Raw genomic sequence first — 21050 nt, forward strand, 5'->3', positions numbered from 1 at the left:
GCGAATGAGAGATCAGCTGCCGAAGTACGGCTGGCAGAAGTCGACCGGACCGACGCACGTGTTCTTCATCGCGGCATGCTTCGCTGCACCCGATGCGCTCGTGCCGGTCTGCACGCCGCCATAGGCTTGTGCGGCGCCGGCGTGTTGCGCAGCGACTTTTGCTTCGGCTGCCTGGATGTCGGCGGGGTAGTACGCATCGCTTGCGATCGCGGGGTTGTAGCCGGCCTTTTCGACGGCGACGAGATCGGCGCGAACCTGCGCACGCGTGACGGGACCGTTCGACTGTGCGAATGCGAGTGCGGGCGCTGCGAGCGTGGCGGCGACGAGGGTGAGGCTGACGAGATACTTGTTCATGATCGACTCCAAGGTGGATGGTGTAGTACTTCTGATTCGGTATCCGAATTAAATGTAGTTGTTCGGTTTCCGTGGTCAAGGCCGTCGGTCTGTATTCGTATCGCGACCTTGGTGACAATTTATAGGTCGCGACGCGCCTCGACTACACCTACGAAAGAGCGTGACTGCACCCACCATCGGTGTATCGGCCAAACGTTCGCATGGCGTTTGCGTCGTTGATCGATCCCTCGGGCCGCATCATCTAGTGCGCCCGCATGAGCCGGGTCATCCGCGCGGCTGGCGCGCTTATACGAAGGTGTCAGCGCTTCGCGTTCCCCCGTCGAGCCCCGGTGCGCGGGGCGCGAACCTATACCTTGATATAGGTTGACTCAACCATTAGGCGGTTGCGTCAACCGTATGTACGGCTAGGCGGCCGGTTGCCGTTTGTTTAACTTGGAGTCATCGCACTGGCTTCAGTTTTCATAACGGACCCATCATGACGCTTACCCTGCATTCGCATCCCGGAACGCCGACGCGCCCGCCATTGATCGGACTGGAAGACCGATGGCGTCAGCCAGACACCGGCGCTCGTCCCGGACAGATCACGATGTCGCGCTGGATGCATCATGGCGAGTCGCCGCTCGAAGCATCGAACGACGGCAACGCCACGTTTCATTGCATCAGCCTGAATCTGAAGTGCGCGTCGCTGATTTTTCATCACGCGGGCCGCAGGCTGCTGCATGGCCGCTTGCCTGCGGGCGTCGTACAGGTGACCGCGCCGGCGACGCGCGTGAGCGCCGTCTTCGAATCGGCGATGGATGTGCTGCATCTCTTCGTCTCGCAGCAGACGCTGGCCGAGTGCTACGAAGATCTGTTTCATCGTCCGCATGCGGGCGATATCGTCCTCGGCGACCCGAAGCTGATTCGCGATCCCGCGCTCGAACGGCTCGGCCAGGCGCTCGCCGTGTGCAAGACCGAGGGCGCGGCGCTCGGCAGCGTGTTCATCGAAAGCATCGGCCTTGCGGTCGTGTCGCGGCTCGTTGCGCGTCATTTCACCGCGCCCGTCGCGCGCGGGCGCGAGCCTTCGGCCTTGCCGCAATGGCGCATCAATCGCGTCTCCGAATTCGTCGATGCCCATCTCGCCGAAAACATCAGTCTCGCGGATATCGCCGCGAGCACGGGACTCACACGCATGCACTTCGCCGCGCAGTTTCGCCGCGCCACGGGCATGCGGCCGCACGAATATCTGCTGCAGAAGCGCATCGAACGCGCGCAGGAACTCTTGCGCACGTCCAGGCACAGCATTCTCGATGTCGCGCTGTGTTGCGGTTTTCGTTCGCAGGCGCATTTCACGACCGTCTTCAAGCGTCTTGCCGGCGCTACGCCGAAGCACTGGCAGACGGGTGCGCTCGACGCAATTCTTCGCTAAGGAGCCGAACATGGCCGAAGCTGCACTTGCCCTCGATCCGTGGGCGCAAACGATCTCCCGATTGACGTCGTTGCATGACGGTCTGAGTTTCGAGGCGCCGATGCTCAGGCGTCCGTTCGCCGAAACAGGCGAGCGCCGCGTCGCGGTGAAACTTATCGAGCGCCCGTCGACCACGACGGCCACCATCGAATGGCGCGACTCCACGCGCTGCTGTTATGGCGATCAGGTATGGCGCGCGATGCGCGCGCGCACGGCCGGTGTGTGTGCGATGAGCGGCGCGGAGATTCGTCCGGGCGATCAGGTCTATGGGCCGAATCCGCGGCCCGTTCCGCGCAATGCGGGTGCGATGATTCTGGCGTCGGTGCTGGATCAGGCGACGCCGTTATGAGGCGTTTCGCAATGCACGAACGAACACCGCCTGCGAGGCGGTGTTTTTTTGTGCGGAGTTGCGTGCAAACGAAAACGACGCTCGAACGTGACCGATTCGAGCGTCGTTGCAAATGAAGTTGAATCGATCAGTCACTCGCCCGCGTGTGCACTCCCCGCGAGCTTGCCCCGAAAGATGTGGTACTGGTAAAGGTTGTAGCCGATCATCACCGGAAACACGAGCCCGATGCCGATCAGCATGAACGCAAGCGTCGGCGCATCGGATGCGGCTTCGAGAATGCCCAGCTTGCCCGGAATGAAATCGGGAAAGAGGCTGATCGCGAGTCCTGCGAACGACAACACGAACAACGCCACCGATGCACGGAACGGTCCGCGCGAGCTGCCGAGATACAGCGACGCCATGATGAGCGCAAACGCGAGCACCGACGCGAGACCCAACGCGATCAGCAGATGCATGACCGCCGGATGCGTCCAGCGCCCGTGACCGATATCGCTGTCGAACCACGTCGCGAGCGTCAGCAATGCAGCGGCGACCACGGTGCACATCGCGCTCAGCAATGAAATGCGCCGCGCCCACTGTTCGACCATGCCCGAGGTCTTCTTGACGAGATACGTCGCGCCGAGCAGACAATATCCCGCGACGACGCCTATCGCCGTGACGACGATGAACGCAAGCGCTGCCTTGCCCGGCGCGAGGCCCGTGATGACCTTGCCGAGCACGACGCCTTGCGAGAGCGCCGCTACCAGACTGCCGATGCCGAATACCTTGTCCCACAGCGGACCGTGATCCACGCTATGACGGAACTCGATCGCCGCGCCGCGCATGATCAGCCCCGCGATGAGCGCCATGACGGGCAGGTAGAGATGCTCCATCAGCAGCGCATAGGCGGTGGGAAACGCGCCGAACAGCGCGCCGCCCAGCACGACGAGCCAGGTTTCGTTCGCGTCCCAGACATGGCCGATCGATTGCACCATCACGTCGCGATCCGCTGACTTGCGGCGAAACAGCGAAAGAATGCCGACACCGAGATCGAAGCCGTCGGTGACGACATAGAAGACCAGCATCAGGCCAATCAGGCCGAACCAGGTGTCGGCGAGCATCGTTTGAACTGCGTTATCCATGAGTCGAGCTCCAGAGTTCAGTAACCGGCGATGGTGTTGGCCGCCTTCGTTTGCGCGGCGAGGTTCGTGGGCGGCATGATGTCCAGATCGGGTCCGGCGCGCAGCCAGCGCCGCGCCAGCACGAAGAATGTGACGAGCAGCACGACATAGAACGCGAGGAACATCGCCATGCTGAGCGAGACCGACGAAGCCGGAATCGTCGATACGGCATCGCGCGTGCGCAGCAGGCCGTAGACGACCCACGGCTGACGGCCCACTTCACGCACGATCCATCCCGCTTCCACGGCGACATACGGCAACGGTATGCAAAGCACCCATGCGAGCAGAAGCTTGCGTTGCGCGAGCAGCGCCGCGAGACTGCCGCGCGTTCTCCTGAGCGCATACGCGGTCCAGAACGCGAGCAGCATGAAGGCGAAGCCGATGCCCGCCATCACGCGGAACGCGTAATAGAGCAGAGGAAGGGCAGGCGGCTGATCGTCGCGCGCGAAGTCGGTGAGGCCTTTCACTTGGCCATGCAATGAGTGCGTGCCGAGCACACTCAACATGCCGGGCACTTCGATCGACCAGTCGTTGCGTTGCGCGTTCTGGTTCGGCCACGCGAGCAGTGACCACGATGCACCCGTGCCCGGCGCATTCGTCTTCCAGTGACCTTCGATCGCGGCGCCCTTCGCCGGTTGCGTTTCGAATACGCTCACGCCGCTCGAATCACCGAGCCAGATCTGCAAGGGTGCGACGAACACCAGCACCAGCAGCGCGAGACGAAACGAACGCGCAAAGAACTCGGCGTGCCGCCGGCGATACAGGTTCCACGCGGAGATGCCGGCAATCACGAACATGCCGGTCTCGATCGCCGCGACCCACATGTGCGAAACGCCCCATACCATGTCGGGATTGAAGATCGCGGCGAGATAGTCCGTCACGACGATCTTGCCATCGACGACGGCATAGCCCGCCGGCGTCTGCATCCACGAGTTCGCGACCATGATCCAGAAAGCGGAGATGCTGGACCCGAGCGCGACCATCGAGGTGGCGAACAGATGCACGCCGCGCGACACGCGTCCCCAGCCGAGCAGCATCACGCCGACGAAGCCCGCTTCGAGCATGAAGGCCATCGCGCCTTCGAAGCCGAGTATGTTGCCGATGAACTGGCCGCTGTATTGCGAGAAGCCCGCCCAGTTGGTGCCGAACTGGAACTCCATCGGAATGCCGCTCACCACGCCGACGGCGAAGTTCAGCACCAGCAGCTTGCTCCAGAAACGCGCGTGCCGGTAATACGCGACATCGCCGGTGCGGATCCACAGCACTTCGACGAGCACGAGGAACGCGGACAGGCTGATGGTCAGAATCGGCCAGAGAATGTGAAAGATCGCGGTCATCGCGAACTGCGCGCGCGACAGGTCGAGTACGTGATCAAGCATGGTGCGCGTCCCCGTGTTGAAGTTCCATGGCGTGCAAGACGGCCTCAGGCGCGGTGGCCGTGGACACGACTCTCACGGGCACGGACTTGTAGGACGGCGTGCGGCTTTGCGGATCGAACGCGTAAAGCGGTACGAGCGGATTCACTTCCGGGTAGTAAGCGCCGCAACAACCATCCGGCAGCGCGTATTCGACGACCTTGAAATTGCGGATCACGCGTTCGATGCCATCGTCGGCAATGGCGAAGATATCGACGCGATCGCCCGCCCGCAGATGACGCTTCTTCAACTCGTGCGTGTTCATGAAGATCACATCGCGCTGGCCGAACACGCCGCGATAACGGTCCGAGTGCGAATAGAGCGTGGTGTTGTACTGATCGTGGCTGCGCATCGTGGTGAGCGAGAGCGCATCGGGATCGTCGGATGCGGGGTCCGCGTCGAGGCCTTCGAAGACGAGGAAATTCGCGCGGCCCGTGCTCGTATCCCACACGCGCTCGCGTGCGGAAGAGGTCAGATGAAAACCGCCCGGCACGCGAATGCGCGCGTTGTAGGCCTGGAAGATCGGAAACACGATTTCGATCGCGTCGCGAATGCGGTCGTAGCTCGCGACGAGATGCTCCCAGTGCACGCGCGACTTGTCGCCGAGCGTCGCGCGCGCGATGCCCGCGACGATGGCCGGCTCGCTCATCAGATGCGGCGATGCGGGCGCGTTGCGTCCGGCGGATGCATGCACCATCGACATCGAATCCTCGACGGTGATCGACTGCGGACCGTCCGCCTGAATATCGATTTCGGTGCGGCCGAGGCACGGCAGAATCAGCGCGTCCTTGCCATGCACGAGATGGCTGCGATTGAGCTTCGTCGCGATATGCACGGTGAGATCGAGGCCGCGTATCGAGTCCTGCATGCGCGCCCAGTCGGGAATCGCGGCCGCGAAGTTGCCGCCGAGCGCCATGAACACCTTCGCTTCGCCGCGCATCATCGATTCGAGCGTGGCGACGACATCGTTGCCATGCTCCGCCGGCGGCGTGAAGCCGAACGCTCGTTCGATGCCTGCGATGAGCTGCGCATTCGGTTTCTCGGTGATGCCGACCGTGCGGTTGCCCTGCACGTTCGAATGCCCGCGCACCGGGCAGATGCCCGCGCCGGGCCGCCCGACATTGCCGCGCAGAAGCGCGAGATTGGCGATCTGCTGCACGGTCTCCGTGCCACGCCGGTGCTGCGTGAGCCCCATGCCGTACACGAGAATCGCGTTATTCGCGCGCATGTAGATGTTCGCGGCATTGGTGATCTCGTCGCGCGTGAGACCGGCGTGGCGCTCGATTGCGTCCCAGCGTGTCGCGCGCACATCGGCCAGCAACGCGTCGATGCCGTGCGTATGGCCCGCGATGAACTCGACGTCGAGCACGCGCGGCTGATCGGCGGCGACGGCGGCATCGTCCGCTTCGACGATCGCCTTCATCATGCCCTTGAGCACGGCGACGTCGCCGCCCACGCGCACCTGATAGAGAAACGAGCTGATGCTGGTGTAGCCCAGCGTCGCCATTTCGATCGGGTTCTGCGGCGAGGCGAAGCGCTCCAGCGCGCGCTCGCGGAACGGATTGAACGAGACGATCTTCGCACCGCGGCGCGACGCCGAATGCAGGTCGCTCATCATGCGCGGGCTGTTGGTGCCGGGATTCTGACCGAAGATGAAGATCGCGTCCGCATGCTCGAAATCTTCGAGCAGCACCGTGCCCTTGCCGACGCCGATCGATTGCGGCAAGCCCACGCTGGTCGCTTCATGGCACATGTTCGAGCAGTCGGGAAAGTTGTTGGTGCCGAACTCGCGCACGAAGAGCTGATACAGAAACGCCGCTTCGTTCGATGCGCGCCCGGACGTATAGAAATCCGCCTGATCCGGATGATCGAGCGCGTTCAGATGACGCCCGACGAGCGCGAACGCATCGTTCCATTCGATCGGCACATAGCGGTCCGATGCGGCTTCATACACCATCGGATGCGTGAGACGGCCCGCCATCTCCAGATCGTAGTCGTTCCACGATGTCAGTTCCGACACGCTGTGTTGCGCGAAGAACTCAGGCGTGCAGCGCATTGCGGTCGCTTCCCATGCAACGGCTTTCGCACCGTTCTCGCAGAATTCGAACGATGACGTGTGCTTCGGATCGGGCCACGCGCAGCCGGGACAGTCGAAACCCTGCGGCTGATTCATGTGCAGCAGCGTCTGCGCGCCGGACACCGGAATGCCCTGAATCTTCAGCGCTTCGCCTGTGGCCTTGAGCGCGCCCCAGCCACCGGCGGGCTCGCTATAGATGCGTATAACTTTCTTGTCGCTCATTTCCTTCGCCTCGCATTGAGTAGAATGGGTCGATCGTCATGATGGTCGTTAGGCCTTCGGCCGCTTTGCGTAAATGCGCGCCTCGTTTGCGATGTGCACGAACGGTGTGTATTCGTCAGCCGCCGACGAGCGACATCCGCACGGTCGGATAACGCTTGCGTGAAGCGTGCGCGTGCATCGCGTTGCGCAACTCCGAATAGCGGTCGTCGCGTTGGATCCAGCGCGCGCGGATCGCGTTCGCGAGTTCATCCGGCGAGAGCGAGGCGTGAAGCCACGGTTTCAGATCGAACGATTGCGTGGCGAACAGACACGAATAAAGCTGTCCGTCGACGGAAACGCGTGCGCGCGAACACGACGAGCAAAACGGCTTCGACATGCTCGACACGAAGCCCACGCGCGCGAGACCATTCGCGAAGCGATGGTTCACCGAGGTCGATTCCGGTTCGTCGCGCGTCTCGGGTTCGAGCGCGAAATGCCGTTTCAGGAGCGCGAGAATCTGCGCGGAAGGCACGACCTTGTCGTGGCTCCACGCGTGCGCGCCGCCCACATCCATGTATTCGATGAAGCGCAGATCTACCGGCCGTCGATGAAAATGCCGCGCGAGCGGCAGAATCTGCGACTCGTTGACGCCTTTCTCCATCACGACATTGATCTTCAGCGGGAGCAGACCCGCATCGATGGCGGCATCGATGCCTTCCAGCACGCGCGCAACCGGATAGCCGACGCCGTTCATGCGCGCGAAGAGATCGTCATCGATCGCGTCGAGGCTCACGGTGATGCGTCTGAGACCCGCTTGCCGCAAGCGCTGAGCTTTCGCCGCGAGCAACGAGCCGTTGGTCGTCAGGGCGATATCGGTTTCGAGCGTTGCGAGCCGCTGGATCAACGTCTCGATTCCCTTGCGCAACAACGGCTCGCCGCCCGTCAGGCGAATCTTTTCGACGCCGAGCTGCACAAACGCACGAGAGAGCGCGAAGAGCTGATCGAAGGACAACCACGCATCGGACGAAAGAAACGGATAGTCGTTCGTAAACACGTCCTTCGGCATGCAATACGAGCAACGGAAATTGCATTGGTCGATCACCGATAGCCGGAGATCCTTCAACGCGCGGCCACGCGTGTCGAGCGGTCGCGGCGGCAAGGCTATCGTGTTCAATGGACGCTCCCTGGGCTTGATCGAGGCAAGTCCAAGATAAGCGAGGGGCGCGACGCGGACCATTGCACGATGAGTCGATGGCCCAAGAGGTTTGTTTGACAGGGTTATACGAAGGTATGCGGCGGGACGCGATGCACGCACACCATAAAGTTTTTCCGCAGCCGGCCGATAGCGCATGAGGAGCCAAGCGCCGCGCAGGATCGCGGCGCGGGCCCAAGCCGAGTCGGGGCACAAAAACAAGCAGTCACCAAAAGACTGATACGAAACGAGAGAGAGCCGATGACTGGTGTCTATAACCCGCTGCTGGTCTGTCTGTCGCTGGTGGTCGCGTTCCTCGCGTCCTACACGGCGGTGGAGCTGTCCGGCGGTCTCAATGCGCTCGCGAGCGCGAAACGCCGTCCTGTGTGGCTTGCCGGCGGCGCGGTGTCGATGGGCGTCGGCATCTGGTCGATGCACTTCATCGGCATGCTCGCGTTCTCACTGCCGATCGAGGTCGGCTACGACGTCTCCGTCACCGCCGCCTCGCTCGTCCTCGCGATCGGCGTGTCGTTCATCGCGCTCGCCACGGCGAGCCGGGGCGCGCTGTCGTGGCGGCGTCTCCTCGTCGCGGGAACGATCATGGGCCTCGGCGTCGCCGCGATGCATTTCACCGGCATGCAGGCGATGCAGATGTCGCCGGGCATCGACTACACGTTCTGGAAGCTCGCGCTATCGGTGGCGGTCGCGATTCTCGCGTCGATGGCGGCGCTCTGGCTTGCGTTCACGCTGCGCGCATCGGATGTGGAGAATCTCGTCGTCAAGCGGCTCGGCGCGGCCTTCATCATGGCGATCGCGATCACGGGCATGCACTATCTCGGCATGAGCGCCGCCAATTTCGCGGCGGGCAGCCTGTGTCTCGCCGATGCGAAACTCGATGCGAACTGGCTCGCGCTCGCCGTCACCGCCATGTCGTTCATCGTGCTGGTGGGCACGCTCGCCTTGCTCGGCTTCCATACGAGCAGTCTGTCGATCTCGCTGAAGCGCGCGAACCGTCAACTGCATTATCTCGGCACGCACGATGCGCTGACGAACCTGCCCAACCGTCAGCAACTCTCGCGGCGCATCGCACAGGCGGTGGCCGACAGTGCGCGCACTGAATCGGCGTTCGCGCTGCTGTTCATCGACCTGGACGGCTTCAAGTCGATCAACGATTCGCTCGGCCACGGCGTCGGCGACGACTTGCTGCAAGTGTGCGCGGAGCGGCTGCGCCAGGATTTGCGCCATACGGACATGGTCGCGCGGCTCGGCGGGGATGAGTTCGTGATCGTGGTGGAGAACGCGCAGGAGACTTCGTCCGCCGTGGCGGTCGCCAATGGCGTGTTGCGGCGGCTGTCGCAGGAGATCGTCGTCAACGGCTTGCCGCTGCGCGTGAGCGCGAGCATCGGCATTGCCTTCCATCCGCACGATGGCGCCGATGCCGACGCACTGCTGCATAGCGCCGACGCCGCGATGTACGCCGCCAAGCAGAGCGGGCGAAACACGTTCCGCGTATTCGAGCCGCAGATGAATCACACCGCGCTCAAGTCACTGATCCTGCAGCGCGACCTGCATCGCGCACTGAGCGACGACGAACTGAGCCTGTCGTTCCAGCCGAAGTTCAGCGTCGCGTCGCAATCGGTGACGGGCGTCGAGGCGCTGATTCGCTGGCGTCATCCGGAGCTCGGCGAGATCGCGCCGCTCGAATTCATTCCGATCGCGGAGCGCTCGGGTCTCATCGTCGAGATCGGCGACTGGGTGTTGCGCGAGGTCTGCCGCAACATCGCGCTATGGGATGCGCAAGGGCTGCCTGCGGTGCCGGTCTCGGTGAATCTCTCGCCGATCCAGTTCAACGTGCCGGATCTCGTCGCGCGCATCGATGCGCTGATCGTCGCGGCCGGCGTGGTGCCGTCGCGCCTCATGTTCGAGATCACCGAAACCACGGCGATGCAGAACATCGAAAAGACGAGCCGCACCATCGAAGCGTTGCAGTCGCGTGGCTATGCCGTGGCGGTCGACGATTTCGGCACCGGTTATTCGAGCCTCGGTTATCTTCAGCGCTTTCGTTTCGACCAGATCAAGATCGACGGCTCGTTTGTGCGCGATCTCGATACCGCGGGCAATCGCGGCAGCGCGTTGCTATCGGCCGTCGTGACGCTCGCGCGCGCGTTGCAGATCGAAGTGGTCGCGGAAGGCGTCGAAACGGAGTCGCAGTTCCGCACGCTCGGCGAGCTCGATTGCGATCAGATGCAGGGCTTCCTGTTGAGCCGGCCGATGCCCGCGGCCGAGCTTCCGGGGTTTCTGAGCGGCGCGGCGAAGCGTGGCGTCGTGGCCGAGCGCGCTTGTGCGGCGCCCGCCGTATGAGCGCCATCAATGAACCTGGTCCTTCACCAATGCGGCGATCTGCTCCGCCAGTTCGCGCGTGAGCGCGGTCAGTTCGGTGTTCTGTCGTAACAGCGTTTCGATCTGCGCCGCCTGACGCGCGAGCGCCTTGTCGCGCCGCTGCGCCGCGAGCGCGAGCGCTTCGCGATGCCGCGCATCCGCATCCGAGAATGCCTTGTCGCGATCGGCCTGGCGGGTCTGGGCGAGCAGGATCATCGGCGCGGCATAGGCTGACTGAAGACTGAACGCGAGATTCAGCAACACGAACGGATAAGGATCGAAATGAATGACGCGCATCACGTTCAGCGCGATCCACACGACGACGATCAAGGTCTGTGCGAGCAGGAACGTCGGCGTGCCGAAGAAGCGCGCAAACGCTTCCGCCTTCAACGCGAACCAGTCGTTGCCGAACGCGCTCGTCAGATGCAGATACGGTAATTGAAAGCGCAAATGATCGCGGTCTGAAGCGCTGTTGTCGTCCTGATCGACCTTCATGTTGGCGATGAATAGAGTGGAGTTGTCTGCATCGCACTCTAGCTTCCGACGCGCACGAAGCGTTTTAAAAAGCCACGCGACAATGCGCGTCAGCACGACGCAATAGCCCGACAATGCGCCGCCGTGCGTACGCGAAAACACCGGTTGCATCGAAAAGACCGGTATCCCTCCGGCATGAATACTCCTTTCATACGCGACGGACCCGCCGCGTCAATCCAGCATCTTGAAGGAGTATCAGCAATGGCCACATTCACACTGCAAGACGGAACCGAACTGTTCTACAAGGACTGGGGCTCGGGCCAGCCCGTCGTCTTCTCTCATGGCTGGCCGCTCAACGCGGACGCGTGGGACTCGCAAATGATGTATCTCGCGCAGCGCGGCTATCGCGTGATCGCGCACGACAGGCGCGGCCATGGCCGCTCGGCCCAGCCGTGGGACGGCAACGACATGAGCCGCTATGCGGACGATCTTGCCGAACTCGTCGACCATCTCGATGTGAAGGATGCGGTGTTCATCGGCCATTCGACGGGCGGCGGAGAAGTGGCGCGTTATATCGGCCGTCACGGCACGACGCGCGTGAAGAAGGCCGTGCTGATCTCGGCGGTGCCGCCGCTGATGCTCAAGACCGAAGCGAATCCCGGCGGCCTGCCGCTTTCCGTGTTCGACGACATTCGCCGGGGCGTGATCGAAAGCCGCTCGCAGTTCTTCAAGGAACTGGCGACGCCGTTCTTCGGCTTCAATCGCGAGGGCGCGAAAGTTTCGCAAGGCACGATCGACTGGTTCTGGCTCGCGGGCATGCAATGTTCGATCAAGAGCGCGTACGACTGCATCAAGGCATTCTCGGAAACGGACTTCACCGAAGACCTGAAGAAGATGACCGTGCCGACGCTCGTGCTGCAAGGCGATGCTGACCAGATCGTGCCGATCGACGATTCCGGCAAGCTCTCCGCGAAGATCGTTCCCGATGGCTCGCTCACCATCATCCCCGGCGCGCCGCACGGCATGTGCACGACGCACGCGGATGCGGTCAACGAGAACCTGCTCGCATTCATCCGCAAGTAAGGGAGCGACGTCATGGTCAACACTTCGGAGTCTCGTCCGCCGCTTCCTCCGTTTTCGCGCGAGACGGCGATCGAGAAAGTGAGGCAGGCGGAAGACGGCTGGAATTCGCGCGATCCCGATCGCGTGTCGCACGTCTATTCGCGCGACACGCAATGGCGCAATCGAGCGGAGTTCGTTCACGGCCGCGAGGATGTGCGCGCGTTTCTCGACAGGAAATGGCGCAAGGAATTCGACTATCGGCTGATCAAGGAATTGTGGGCCTTCGGCGGGAATCGCATCGCCGTTCGTTTCGCCTATGAATGGCGCGACGATGCCGGCAACTGGTTTCGCTCCTACGGCAACGAGAACTGGGAATTCGGTTTCGACGGCCTGATGAATCATCGACACGCGAGCATCAACGACGTGCCGATCATGGAGAGCGAGCGCAAGTTTCACTGGCCGCTCGGCCGGAGGCCGGACGATCATCCGGGCCTGAGCGAACTCGGGCTTTGAGCGTGTGAGTCTTCTGTGATGAGCCACGCCGCGCGCATCGCTGTGCGGCGTGGCTTCGCATGTGTCATCGATGAGAGGGCGTGATGAAGGTCAAGCGAATCTGGAGCGTCTTCGCGACGATGACGCTCTTCCTGATGGCCGCGTTCATCGGCAAGACCTTGTGGGATCACTACATGTACGCGCCGTGGACGCGCGACGGCCGCATCCACGCGGACGTCGTCACCATTGCGCCGGATGTGTCGGGCATGATCGTCGGCGTGCCGGTGCATGACAACGAGTTCGTCAGAAAGGGCGATCTCCTGATGCAGATCGATCCGTCGCATTACCGGATCGCGGTGGACGAGGCCGAGGCGAAAGTCGCCGCGAGCAGGGCGGAACTGGCGCTGCGCCGCGACGACGCAAAGCGCCGCGCCGCGCTCGAGAACGAAGTCGTCTCCGAGGAAGTGAAGCAGAATTCGGGCTTTCAGGCCGATGCTGCGAAGGCCGCTTACGATCAGGCGCTTGCCGCGCTCGATGCGGCAAGGTTGAATCTCGCGCGTACGCGCGTTGTATCTCCGGTCGACGGTTACGTGACGAACCTGAACACATGGCAGGGCGATTACGCGACCATCGCAACGCCGAAGCTCGCGGTCGTGGATCGCAATTCCTTCTGGGTCTATGGCTATTTCGAGGAAACGAAACTGCCGGAAGTGAAAGTCGGCCGCGAAGTGGATATCCGTCTGATGAGCGGTACGTTGCTGAGAGGTCACGTGGAAAGCATCGCGCGCGGTATCTACGATCGCGACAATCCGCAGAGCATGGACCTCACCGCCAACGTCGATCCCGTGTTCAACTGGGTGCGTCTGGCGCAGCGCGTGCCGGTGCGTATCGGTATCGACAGCGTGCCGCAAGGTGTCGAGCTTACTGCGGGGACGACATGCACCGTTGTCGTCGATGGAGGCGGTGCGCCGGGGCATCTGATGCCACGCGCGCTGTAAGGCGAGGCACGACACATGGACGCGAGCTATTCACGAAGCGATGATCTGCGTATGCACCTCGCGCATTGGGCCGCGACGGACGGCCTCGTGTGGTTGCATCTCGCGAAGACGCTGACCGCAGCCTTCCTCGCGATGGGCATTGCGATGAAGCTCGAAATCCCGACGCCACGCACCGCGATGGCGACCGTGTTCGTGCTGATGCAGCCGCAAAGCGGCATGGTGCTGTCGAAAAGCGTCTACCGGATGCTCGGCACGATCATCGGGACGATCGTCGCGGTCTTGCTCGGGGCACTGTTTCCGCAACAGCCACCGCTCTATATCGGCGCGATGACGCTCTGGGTTTCGCTCTGCACGGCGGCGGCGCTGCGCTATCGAAACTTTCGCTGGTACGCATTCGTGCTGGCGGGCTACACAGCGGCGCTCATCGGCATTCCGAGTTTGACGGACCCGACCGGGCTTTTCATCGCCGCGTTGAATCGCTCGGCGGCGGTGCTGCTCGGTATCGTCTGCTGCGGCGTGATCAGTGCGATCGTGCTGCCGCAATGGTCGTCGACGCGGCTGAAGCATATTCGCCGCGAGCGATTCGTGTCGTTCTCCAATTTCGCGGCGCAGGCGTTGCGCGGTGAAATCGACCGGAACGGATTCCGGCTGAAGTACGGCGAGTTCATCGACAGCGTGGTCGGCTTCGAAGCTACGCGCGCGTTCGCATCGTTCGAAGACCCCGAGGTGCGTTCACGCTCGCGGCGTCTCGCGCGACTCAACAACGCGTTCATGGAACTGTGCACGCGGCTGCATGCGCTGCATCGCTTCGTATCGATGGTCGAGACGTCTCGTCGATGCCACGCGACCGATCTCGTCGCGTCTTATTGCGCGGATTTGGCGAAGGTGTTGATCGTAAGGCGCGATGCCGGTCTCGTCGACGATGCCTTTTTCGTTCGCCGGGCCGCGCTCGTTGCGAGGTTTCGCGTGCAGCTTGCCGAACGCGTCGAAACCGCTCGCAAGGCGCTCGAACACACGGCGAGCGCGCAACAACTGCTCGATTACGATACAGCGGTTCAATTGTTGTCCGGCTATGTATCGGCGTGTTCGAACTATGCCGAGACTTTTGTTTCGCTCGTCTTCCAGAAGCATGTATTCGAAGAGGCAGACTTGAAGCGTGTCTTCGTCACCAACAGGAACGTGATCGTAGTGACCTTTCTGATGACGTGCGCCGTGCTCGGGACGATCGGCGCGTTGTGGCTGTCGAGCGACTGGCCGAGCGGCGGCTATGCGATCATCGGTGCGGCCGCGGTCTGCGCGCTGGGATCGAATTCAGCGACGCCGATCAAGTTCTCGCTGCAGATGGCTTCGGGCGCGGCCGTGGCGACGCTGGCGGGTTATCTCGTGCTCTGCTACGTGTATCCGGCGATCGAAGGCTTTCCGCTGTTGTGCTTCGTGCTGACGCCCTTGCTCGGGCTCGGTGCGTTTCTCGCCACGCGGCCCAAGTTCACGGGCTTCGGCCTGAGCTTCTGCATCTTCTTTTGCGTGCTCGGCGGACCGGACCGCGTGATCCGCTACGCGCCGGAGCCGCTGCTGAACGACGGCATCGCGCTCACGCTGGCGATGCTGGCCTGCGCGGTAGCGTGCGCGTTCGTGTTTCCCGCCGAGAAGCCGTGGCGTATCGCAGCGTTGATCCGCGACTTGCGACGCCAGATCGAAGTCGCATGTACTGCGCCGCTGGAAGACCTGAAGCAGATCTTCCAGTCGGGCACGCACGATATCACCGCGCAGATTCGCGCGCTCTTGCCGCAGCCGAATGCGCAGTATCGTGAAGCGCTCGCGTGGATTCTGGCCGTGCTTGAGCTCGGGCATGCGTCGATCGAGCTTCGAGCAGAAAGCCGCGATGCGCTGGCGATTCGCATCGTGTACGCGGACTGGCATGCATCCACGGAGGCGACGATGCAACGTCTGACGATGCTCTTCGAGATGCCATCGAAACTCAATCGCGACGAAGCCATTCGCGCGATCGACACGCAGGCGGAGCACGCGACGCACATCATCGAAACGATGGGCGGTTCGACTCACGACATCCCGCACGTGCGCCGGATGCTTGCACGCCTGCATTTCATGCGCAGCGTGCTGCTCGATCGCGACACGCCGTTTTCGACATGAACGCGTTATCGCAGCGCGTCTTCGACCAGTTCGATCCAGTGACGCACGCCCGTTCGTCCCGCTCCCGCGAGATGCGTCTGACAACCGATGTTCGCGGTGACGATCATCTCGGGTGCGCCGCTTTCGAGCGCGTCCATCTTGCGGTCGCGCAGTTGCGTCGATAACGCGGGTTGCGTGATCGAATACGTTCCGGCCGATCCGCAGCACAGGTGAGCATCGGGCACGGTGGTGAGGTCGTAGCCCAGACGCGTGAGAATCGATTCCACCGCGCCGCCGAGCTTCTGCGCATGCTGCAACGTGCAGGGACAATGAAACGCGATACGGCGGCGCTCGCCTGCATGGAGCGCATCGAGCGGTTCGGCTCCGAGCACTTCCACGAGATCGCGCGTCAGCGCGCTCACGCGCGCGGCCTTTGCCGCATAGTGCGGATCGTCGCGCAGCATGTGCCCGTATTCCTTCACGAACGCGCCGCAGCCGCTCGCGGTCTGCACGAGCGCTTGCGCGCCCGCTTCGATCGCGGGCCACCATGCATCGATATTGCGGCGCGCACGCATCAAGCCTGCTTCCTGCGCGTCGAGATGATAGTCGGTCGCGCCGCAACAGCCTGCGCGCGGCGCATCGATGACGCTGATGCCGAGACGATCGAGCACGCGCGCGGCTGCGGCATTGGTGTTGGGCGACAGCGAAGGCTGCACGCATCCTTCGAGCATCAGCACGCGGCGTGCGTGTCTCGCCGTCGGCCGGGACTTGGCCGCGACGGTCTTCGCCGGAATCTTCTGGCGCAGCGCATGAGGCATTAACGGACGCGCGAGACCGCCCGCCTTCAGGAGCGTGTCGAACACGGCAGGGCGCGGTATCACATGACGCAGACCGTGGCGCAACATGCGCTCGCGTGCGGGACGCCGCACGCGGCGATCCAGTTCCGCGCGGCCGATATCGAGCAGCGCGTGATACGTGACGCCCGAAGGACACGTCGTTTCGCAATTGCGGCAGGTCAGACAGCGGTCCAGATGCAACTGCGTCTTGTCGGTGACGGGCTCGCCTTCGAGCATCTGCTTGATGAGATAGATGCGCCCGCGCGGGCCGTCGAGTTCGTTGCCCAGCAACTGATAGGTCGGGCACGTTGCATTGCAGAAGCCGCAATGCACGCACGAACGCAGGATGTCTTCGGCTTCCTTCGCGCGCGCGAGCGTTTTGGCTTCGTCGCTGAGATTCGTTTGCATGGGGTGCCTGTCGAGGAAAGCGTCAGTAGTCCGCGTACATGCGGCCGGGATTGAATATGCCGCGCGGGTCGAGGCGTTGCTTCAGTTGCCGGTGAAAGCGCATGAGCGGCGCGGCGAGCGGATGAAACGGATCGGCTGCGGCAGTCGGCGTGAAGCAAGTGGCGTGGCCGCCCGCCGCGCTTGCCATGCCGCGAATGACGTCGGCGCTGGCATCGCTCTTGAGCCAGCGCTGCGCGCCGCCCCAGTCGAGCACGACTGTGCCGGGCATGTCGATGAGCGCCGTATCGTTCGGCAGGGACAGACGCCACAACGGACGCTCGTCGCTGAAGAAGGGCAGACGCTGTTCGCGCAGATCGGACCAGAACTGCGCATCCTGATGTTGTCCGCCGATGCGGTCCACCGCCGCGCGCACCGAGCCCGTGCCGCCTTCGAGACGCACATGCAGGCGGCCATCGACATGGCATGCGCCCGTCACCGGCAATGCCGCCTTGCGCCATGTCGCGAGCTCGCGCATCGCTTCGCTCGCTTCGAGCGCGAGCGAAAGGTGCTTCGTTTCGCGTGGCCTGGGCAGTACCTTCAGCGAGACTTCGGTGATGAGCCCGAGACAGCCGAAACTGCCGCTCATCAAGCGCGATACATCGTACCCGGCGACGTTCTTCATCACTTGCCCGCCGAAGCGCAGATGCTTGCCTTCGCCCGTGACGATGCGGCATCCGAGCAGAAAATCGCGGACCGATCCGGCCCACGGACGGCGCGGTCCCGACAGTCCCGCCGCAACGACGCCGCCGAGCGTAGCACTGTCACCGAACGTCGGCGGCTCGCATGGCAGCATCTGTCCGGCTTCGTCGAGCATCGCGTTCAGTTCCGCGAGCGGCGTGCCCGCGCGCGCGGTGATGACGAGCTCGCTCGGCTCGTAGCTCACGATGCCGCGATGCGAGCGCGTGTCGATCTCGTCGGCTTGCACGGGCCTGCCGAGCGACGCCTTGCTGTCGCCGCCGCGTATGCGCAGCGGCGCCTTGCGCGCGATCGCGTTTTGCACTTGGTCGACGAGTCGCGCGCTGTCGTCGATGGAAATGAGGTCGCGTCGCATCAGAAGCGCTCCAGTTCGGGGTGAGGCAGCGCGCCATGATGCACATGCATCGAGCCGAATTCAGCGCAGCGATGCAGCGTCGGCACGTTCTTGCCGGGGTTCAGCAGCCCGGAAGGATCGAATGCGGCCTTCACGGCATGAAAGAACGTGAGCTCGTCACTGTTGAACTGCGCGCACATCTGGTTGATCTTTTCCCGGCCGACGCCATGCTCGCCCGTGATGCTGCCGCCCACTTCCACGCACAACTCGAGAATGCGCGCGCCGATGGCTTCGGCGCGGTCCATCTCGCCGGGCGCATTGGCATCGAAGAGAATGAGGGGATGCATGTTGCCGTCGCCCGCATGAAACACGTTGGCGACGCGCAGTCCGTATTGCACCGACAGATCCGCGATGCCGCGCAGCACGCGCGACAGTTCGCGGCGCGGAATCGTGCCGTCCATGCAGTAATAATCGGGCGACACGCGGCCCACGGCGGGGAAGGCGTTCTTGCGGCCCGCCCAGAAGCGCTGACGTTCGGCTTCGTTGGCGGCGAGGCGAATCTCGGTCGCGCCCGCCGTGCGCAACAATGCATCGACGCGCGCGCAATCTTCCTCGACATCCGATTCCGCGCCATCGACTTCGCAGAGCAGCAGCGCTTGTGCATCGACGGGATAGCCCGCGTGAATGAAGTCCTCGGCGGCGCGGATCGCGAGGTTGTCCATCATTTCGAGGCCGCCGGGAATCACGCCTGCCGCGATGATCTGCGCAACGGCATCGCCGGCTTTCTCGATGTCGTCGAAGCTCGCGAGCAGTACCTTCGCGCTTTGCGGCTTCGTCAGGAGCTTGACGGTGACTTCGACCACTACGCCCAGCATGCCTTCCGATCCGGTGATGAGCGCAAGCAGATCGAAGCCGGGCGCGTCGAGCGCTTCGGAGCCGAGCGTGAGACGTTCACCGTCGATCGTGACGATCTCCACGCGAAGGATGTTGTGGACCGTAAGCCCGTACTTGAGGCAGTGCACGCCGCCCGCGTTTTCCGCGACATTGCCGCCGATCGAGCACGCAATCTGCGACGACGGATCGGGCGCGTAATAGAGGCCGTGCGGCGCGGCCGCCTGCGAGATCGCGAGATTGCGCACGCCCGGCTGCACGCGCGCGGTGCAGGCTTGCGCGTCGACATCGAGTATGCGGTTGAAGCGCGACATCACCAGAAGGATGCCCTTTTCGAGCGGCAACGCGCCGCCTGAAAGACCCGTGCCCGCGCCGCGCGCGACCACCGGCACGCCATGCGCATTCGCGTATTTGAGCAGCGTCTGCACTTCGTCGATGGTTGCAGGCAGCGCCACGAGCATCGGCGTGATGCGATAGGCGGAAAGGCCGTCGCATTCGAAGGGGCGCAGGTCTTCCTTCGCATGCAGCAGTTCGAGATCGGGAAGCAGGGCGTGCAGGTCGCGCACGATCGCGGCTTTGTCGTGATCGGCGAGCGGCCCGTCGAGCCGTTCGTCGTAGGCGTAGGTCATGCGGTGTCTCCGTGGCCACGTGTGTTTTTTTGCGATTCTTCCGGGTCTGCGCCGCCATGTCGATTGTTTTTCCACTGGTATTACCAGTTTCTTGGATTGACGGACCGGGCTTTAATCGACTGAAGCGCAGCCGCTATTGCATATCGCCGAGGCACGTTGACCATCGTCGTGCTAGCATTTCAAGCTGGTAATACCAGTGATGGGCGCAATGATGGAAGCGGAAGAGAGCAGACGAAAACTCGCGGACGTGGTCGTCGAGCGTATCGAGGCGCTGATCGTCGACGGCGTGCTGAAGGTCGGACAGACGCTTCCGTCCGAGCGGCGGCTGACTGAAAAGCTCGGCGTCTCGCGCACCGCGCTGCGCGAAGGGCTAAAAGTCTTGCGGGCGAGGGGACTGATCGAAACCGCGCAAGGCAAGGGTTCGATCGTCGCGAGACTGACGGCCGAACCCGCGCAGACGCCGATGATGCATCTGCTCGGATCGCAACCGCGCACGCTCTACGATCTGCTGGAAGTGCGCGAGATGCTGGAAGCGGAGGCGGCGCGTCTTGCGGCGCTGCGCGGTACGCAGGCCGATCACATCATGATCCGGCGTCGCTATGAAGAACTCGCCGCCGCCGATATCCACGACACCGACGCATCGACGCATGCGCGGCTCGATCACGCGTTTCATCTGGCGATCTGCGAGGCTTCGCACAATGCGGTGCTGGTGCATACGCTCGGCATGCTCAACGATCTGATGCTGAGCGCCGTGTTCGCATCGGTGAACAATCTCTATCACCGAGAGCCGCAGAAGCGTCTGATCGATCGTCAGCACGCGCGTTTATACAATGCCGTGACCGGCAAGCTGCCGGAGCAGGCGCGTCGCGCGGCGAGCCTGCATGTCAAGAGCGTGCGCGAGAGTCTCGCGGAAATCGAAAAAGAGGAAGAACGGCTCGTGCGTTCCACGTTGCGGCTGGAAGGGTGGGGTTGAGACTGATGACTCAGCTACCCGGCTCGCGATGATCGATGCCGACAAGCCGCGCGCCGAGCCGCCTCGCGAGCGCTTCGCCACCCTGCTGCATGACGTAGTCGTGGTTCCATTTGAAAAGCGGGCGCGCGATGGGTGCGAGCAGATTCATCCATTCAGGGCCGGTGCGCACGCGCCATTCGTATCGCACGATAGCGATATCGCCCTGCGATGAAAATCGCCAGCATCCGAAGCCTTCGACATCTCCGCTCGCTTCGCCTTCGAGCGATACGAGCGGCTCGACGCGCGTGACGCGCATGTCGAAGCGCACGCGATACGGCAGACGACCTTTCCACGTATATCGATGCAACGCGCCGACGCCATCGTCCGCGCCGCTTTCCACTTCAATCACGCGTTCGACACACGTCCACCATTGCGGCCACGTCGCCGGATCGTGGATGGTATCCCACACGCATTGAAGCGGCGCTGCGATTCTCCAGACCGTAACGAATCGATATTCGCTCGCGCGCACGATGGC

18 protein-coding genes are annotated in these 21050 nt (G+C 63.0%); 8 read left to right on the top strand and 10 right to left on the bottom strand.

Features of this window, described 5'->3' with window-relative positions; all coding sequences use genetic code 11:
• Positions 1 to 12: 12 nt before the first annotated feature.
• A complete protein-coding gene (locus NK8_RS27700; RefSeq protein ID WP_213232930.1) occupies positions 13 to 354 on the bottom strand; it encodes a DUF4148 domain-containing protein in 342 nt (113 codons plus the stop codon).
• A 475-nt stretch (positions 355 to 829) separates the two neighbouring features.
• On the opposite strand from NK8_RS27700, the gene NK8_RS27705 reads away from it, so the two are divergent.
• Both NK8_RS27705 and NK8_RS27710 read left to right on the top strand, forming a co-directional pair.
• Positions 830 to 1762, top strand: coding sequence for a helix-turn-helix domain-containing protein (locus NK8_RS27705; protein WP_213232932.1), 933 nt, complete (start codon positions 830 to 832; stop codon positions 1760 to 1762).
• 10 nt (positions 1763 to 1772) lie between these two features.
• Positions 1773 to 2150 (top strand): DUF3331 domain-containing protein, encoded by a 378-nt coding sequence (locus NK8_RS27710; protein ID WP_162069922.1) that lies wholly within the window; start codon positions 1773 to 1775, stop codon positions 2148 to 2150.
• A 131-nt stretch (positions 2151 to 2281) separates the two neighbouring features.
• Here NK8_RS27710 and NK8_RS27715 read toward each other — a convergent pair whose 3' ends face one another.
• The 4 genes from NK8_RS27715 to moaA all read right to left on the bottom strand — a co-directional run bounded on the left by NK8_RS27715 (position 2282) and on the right by moaA (position 8177).
• Positions 2282 to 3271, bottom strand: a complete 990-nt coding sequence (locus tag NK8_RS27715; RefSeq protein ID WP_213232934.1) for a cytochrome d ubiquinol oxidase subunit II — start codon at positions 3269 to 3271, stop codon at positions 2282 to 2284.
• Positions 3272 to 3288: 17 nt separating this feature from the next.
• Positions 3289 to 4689, bottom strand: a complete 1401-nt coding sequence (locus tag NK8_RS27720) for a cytochrome ubiquinol oxidase subunit I (protein WP_213232936.1) — start codon at positions 4687 to 4689, stop codon at positions 3289 to 3291.
• Positions 4682 to 7024 carry an FdhF/YdeP family oxidoreductase gene (locus NK8_RS27725; protein ID WP_213232938.1) on the bottom strand — a complete coding sequence of 781 codons (2343 nt, stop codon included), beginning with the start codon at positions 7022 to 7024 and terminating at the stop codon, positions 4682 to 4684. The genes NK8_RS27720 and NK8_RS27725 overlap by 8 nt, the downstream gene beginning before the upstream one ends.
• A gap of 115 nt (positions 7025 to 7139) precedes the next feature.
• Entirely contained in the window at positions 7140 to 8177 is a 1038-nt protein-coding gene (moaA, locus tag NK8_RS27730; RefSeq protein WP_225936490.1) for a GTP 3',8-cyclase MoaA, read from the bottom strand.
• A gap of 279 nt (positions 8178 to 8456) precedes the next feature.
• On the opposite strand from moaA, the gene NK8_RS27735 reads away from it, so the two are divergent.
• A complete protein-coding gene (locus tag NK8_RS27735) occupies positions 8457 to 10556 on the top strand; it encodes a bifunctional diguanylate cyclase/phosphodiesterase (protein WP_213232942.1) in 2100 nt (699 codons plus the stop codon).
• A 6-nt stretch (positions 10557 to 10562) separates the two neighbouring features.
• On the opposite strand, the gene NK8_RS27740 is transcribed toward NK8_RS27735, so the two are convergent.
• A complete protein-coding gene (locus NK8_RS27740) occupies positions 10563 to 11069 on the bottom strand; it encodes a DUF1003 domain-containing protein (protein WP_162069916.1) in 507 nt (168 codons plus the stop codon).
• 240 nt (positions 11070 to 11309) lie between these two features.
• On the opposite strand from NK8_RS27740, the gene NK8_RS27745 reads away from it, so the two are divergent.
• The 4 genes from NK8_RS27745 (at position 11310) to NK8_RS27760 (ending at position 15751) form a co-directional block, all read left to right on the top strand.
• Positions 11310 to 12131 (top strand): alpha/beta fold hydrolase, encoded by an 822-nt coding sequence (locus tag NK8_RS27745; RefSeq protein WP_213232944.1) that lies wholly within the window; start codon positions 11310 to 11312, stop codon positions 12129 to 12131.
• A gap of 12 nt (positions 12132 to 12143) precedes the next feature.
• A complete protein-coding gene (locus NK8_RS27750; RefSeq protein ID WP_213232946.1) occupies positions 12144 to 12623 on the top strand; it encodes a DUF1348 family protein in 480 nt (159 codons plus the stop codon).
• Positions 12624 to 12706: 83 nt separating this feature from the next.
• A complete protein-coding gene (locus tag NK8_RS27755) occupies positions 12707 to 13600 on the top strand; it encodes an HlyD family secretion protein (RefSeq protein ID WP_213232947.1) in 894 nt (297 codons plus the stop codon).
• Between the two features lie 15 nt (positions 13601 to 13615).
• Positions 13616 to 15751 (top strand): FUSC family protein, encoded by a 2136-nt coding sequence (locus NK8_RS27760; protein WP_213232948.1) that lies wholly within the window; start codon positions 13616 to 13618, stop codon positions 15749 to 15751.
• Between the two features lie 5 nt (positions 15752 to 15756).
• On the opposite strand, the gene glcF is transcribed toward NK8_RS27760, so the two are convergent.
• From glcF to glcD, 3 genes are read right to left on the bottom strand one after another with little or no spacing between them, the layout of a single operon-like run.
• Positions 15757 to 16974, bottom strand: coding sequence for a glycolate oxidase subunit GlcF (glcF, locus tag NK8_RS27765; protein WP_213232949.1), 1218 nt, complete (start codon positions 16972 to 16974; stop codon positions 15757 to 15759).
• Positions 16975 to 16996: 22 nt separating this feature from the next.
• Positions 16997 to 18064 (bottom strand): glycolate oxidase subunit GlcE, encoded by a 1068-nt coding sequence (glcE, locus tag NK8_RS27770; RefSeq protein ID WP_213232950.1) that lies wholly within the window; start codon positions 18062 to 18064, stop codon positions 16997 to 16999.
• Positions 18064 to 19563: a glycolate oxidase subunit GlcD gene (glcD, locus tag NK8_RS27775; protein ID WP_213232951.1), complete on the bottom strand. Its 1500-nt coding sequence runs from the start codon at positions 19561 to 19563 to the stop codon at positions 18064 to 18066. The genes glcE and glcD overlap by 1 nt, the downstream gene beginning before the upstream one ends.
• Before the next feature lie 208 nt (positions 19564 to 19771).
• Here glcD and glcC point away from each other — a divergent pair, with 208 nt between their 5' ends.
• Entirely contained in the window at positions 19772 to 20536 is a 765-nt protein-coding gene (gene glcC, locus NK8_RS27780) for a transcriptional regulator GlcC (protein WP_213233227.1), read from the top strand.
• A gap of 10 nt (positions 20537 to 20546) precedes the next feature.
• On the opposite strand, the gene NK8_RS27785 is transcribed toward glcC, so the two are convergent.
• The gene (locus NK8_RS27785) at positions 20547 to 21044 is read right to left on the bottom strand and encodes an SRPBCC family protein (RefSeq protein WP_213232952.1); all 498 of its coding nucleotides are present in this window, start codon (positions 21042 to 21044) and stop codon (positions 20547 to 20549) included.
• Between the last annotated feature and the right edge of the window lie 6 nt (positions 21045 to 21050).

This window comes from Caballeronia sp. NK8, from assembly GCF_018408855.1.
Taxonomy (GTDB): Bacteria; Pseudomonadota; Gammaproteobacteria; order Burkholderiales; family Burkholderiaceae; genus Caballeronia.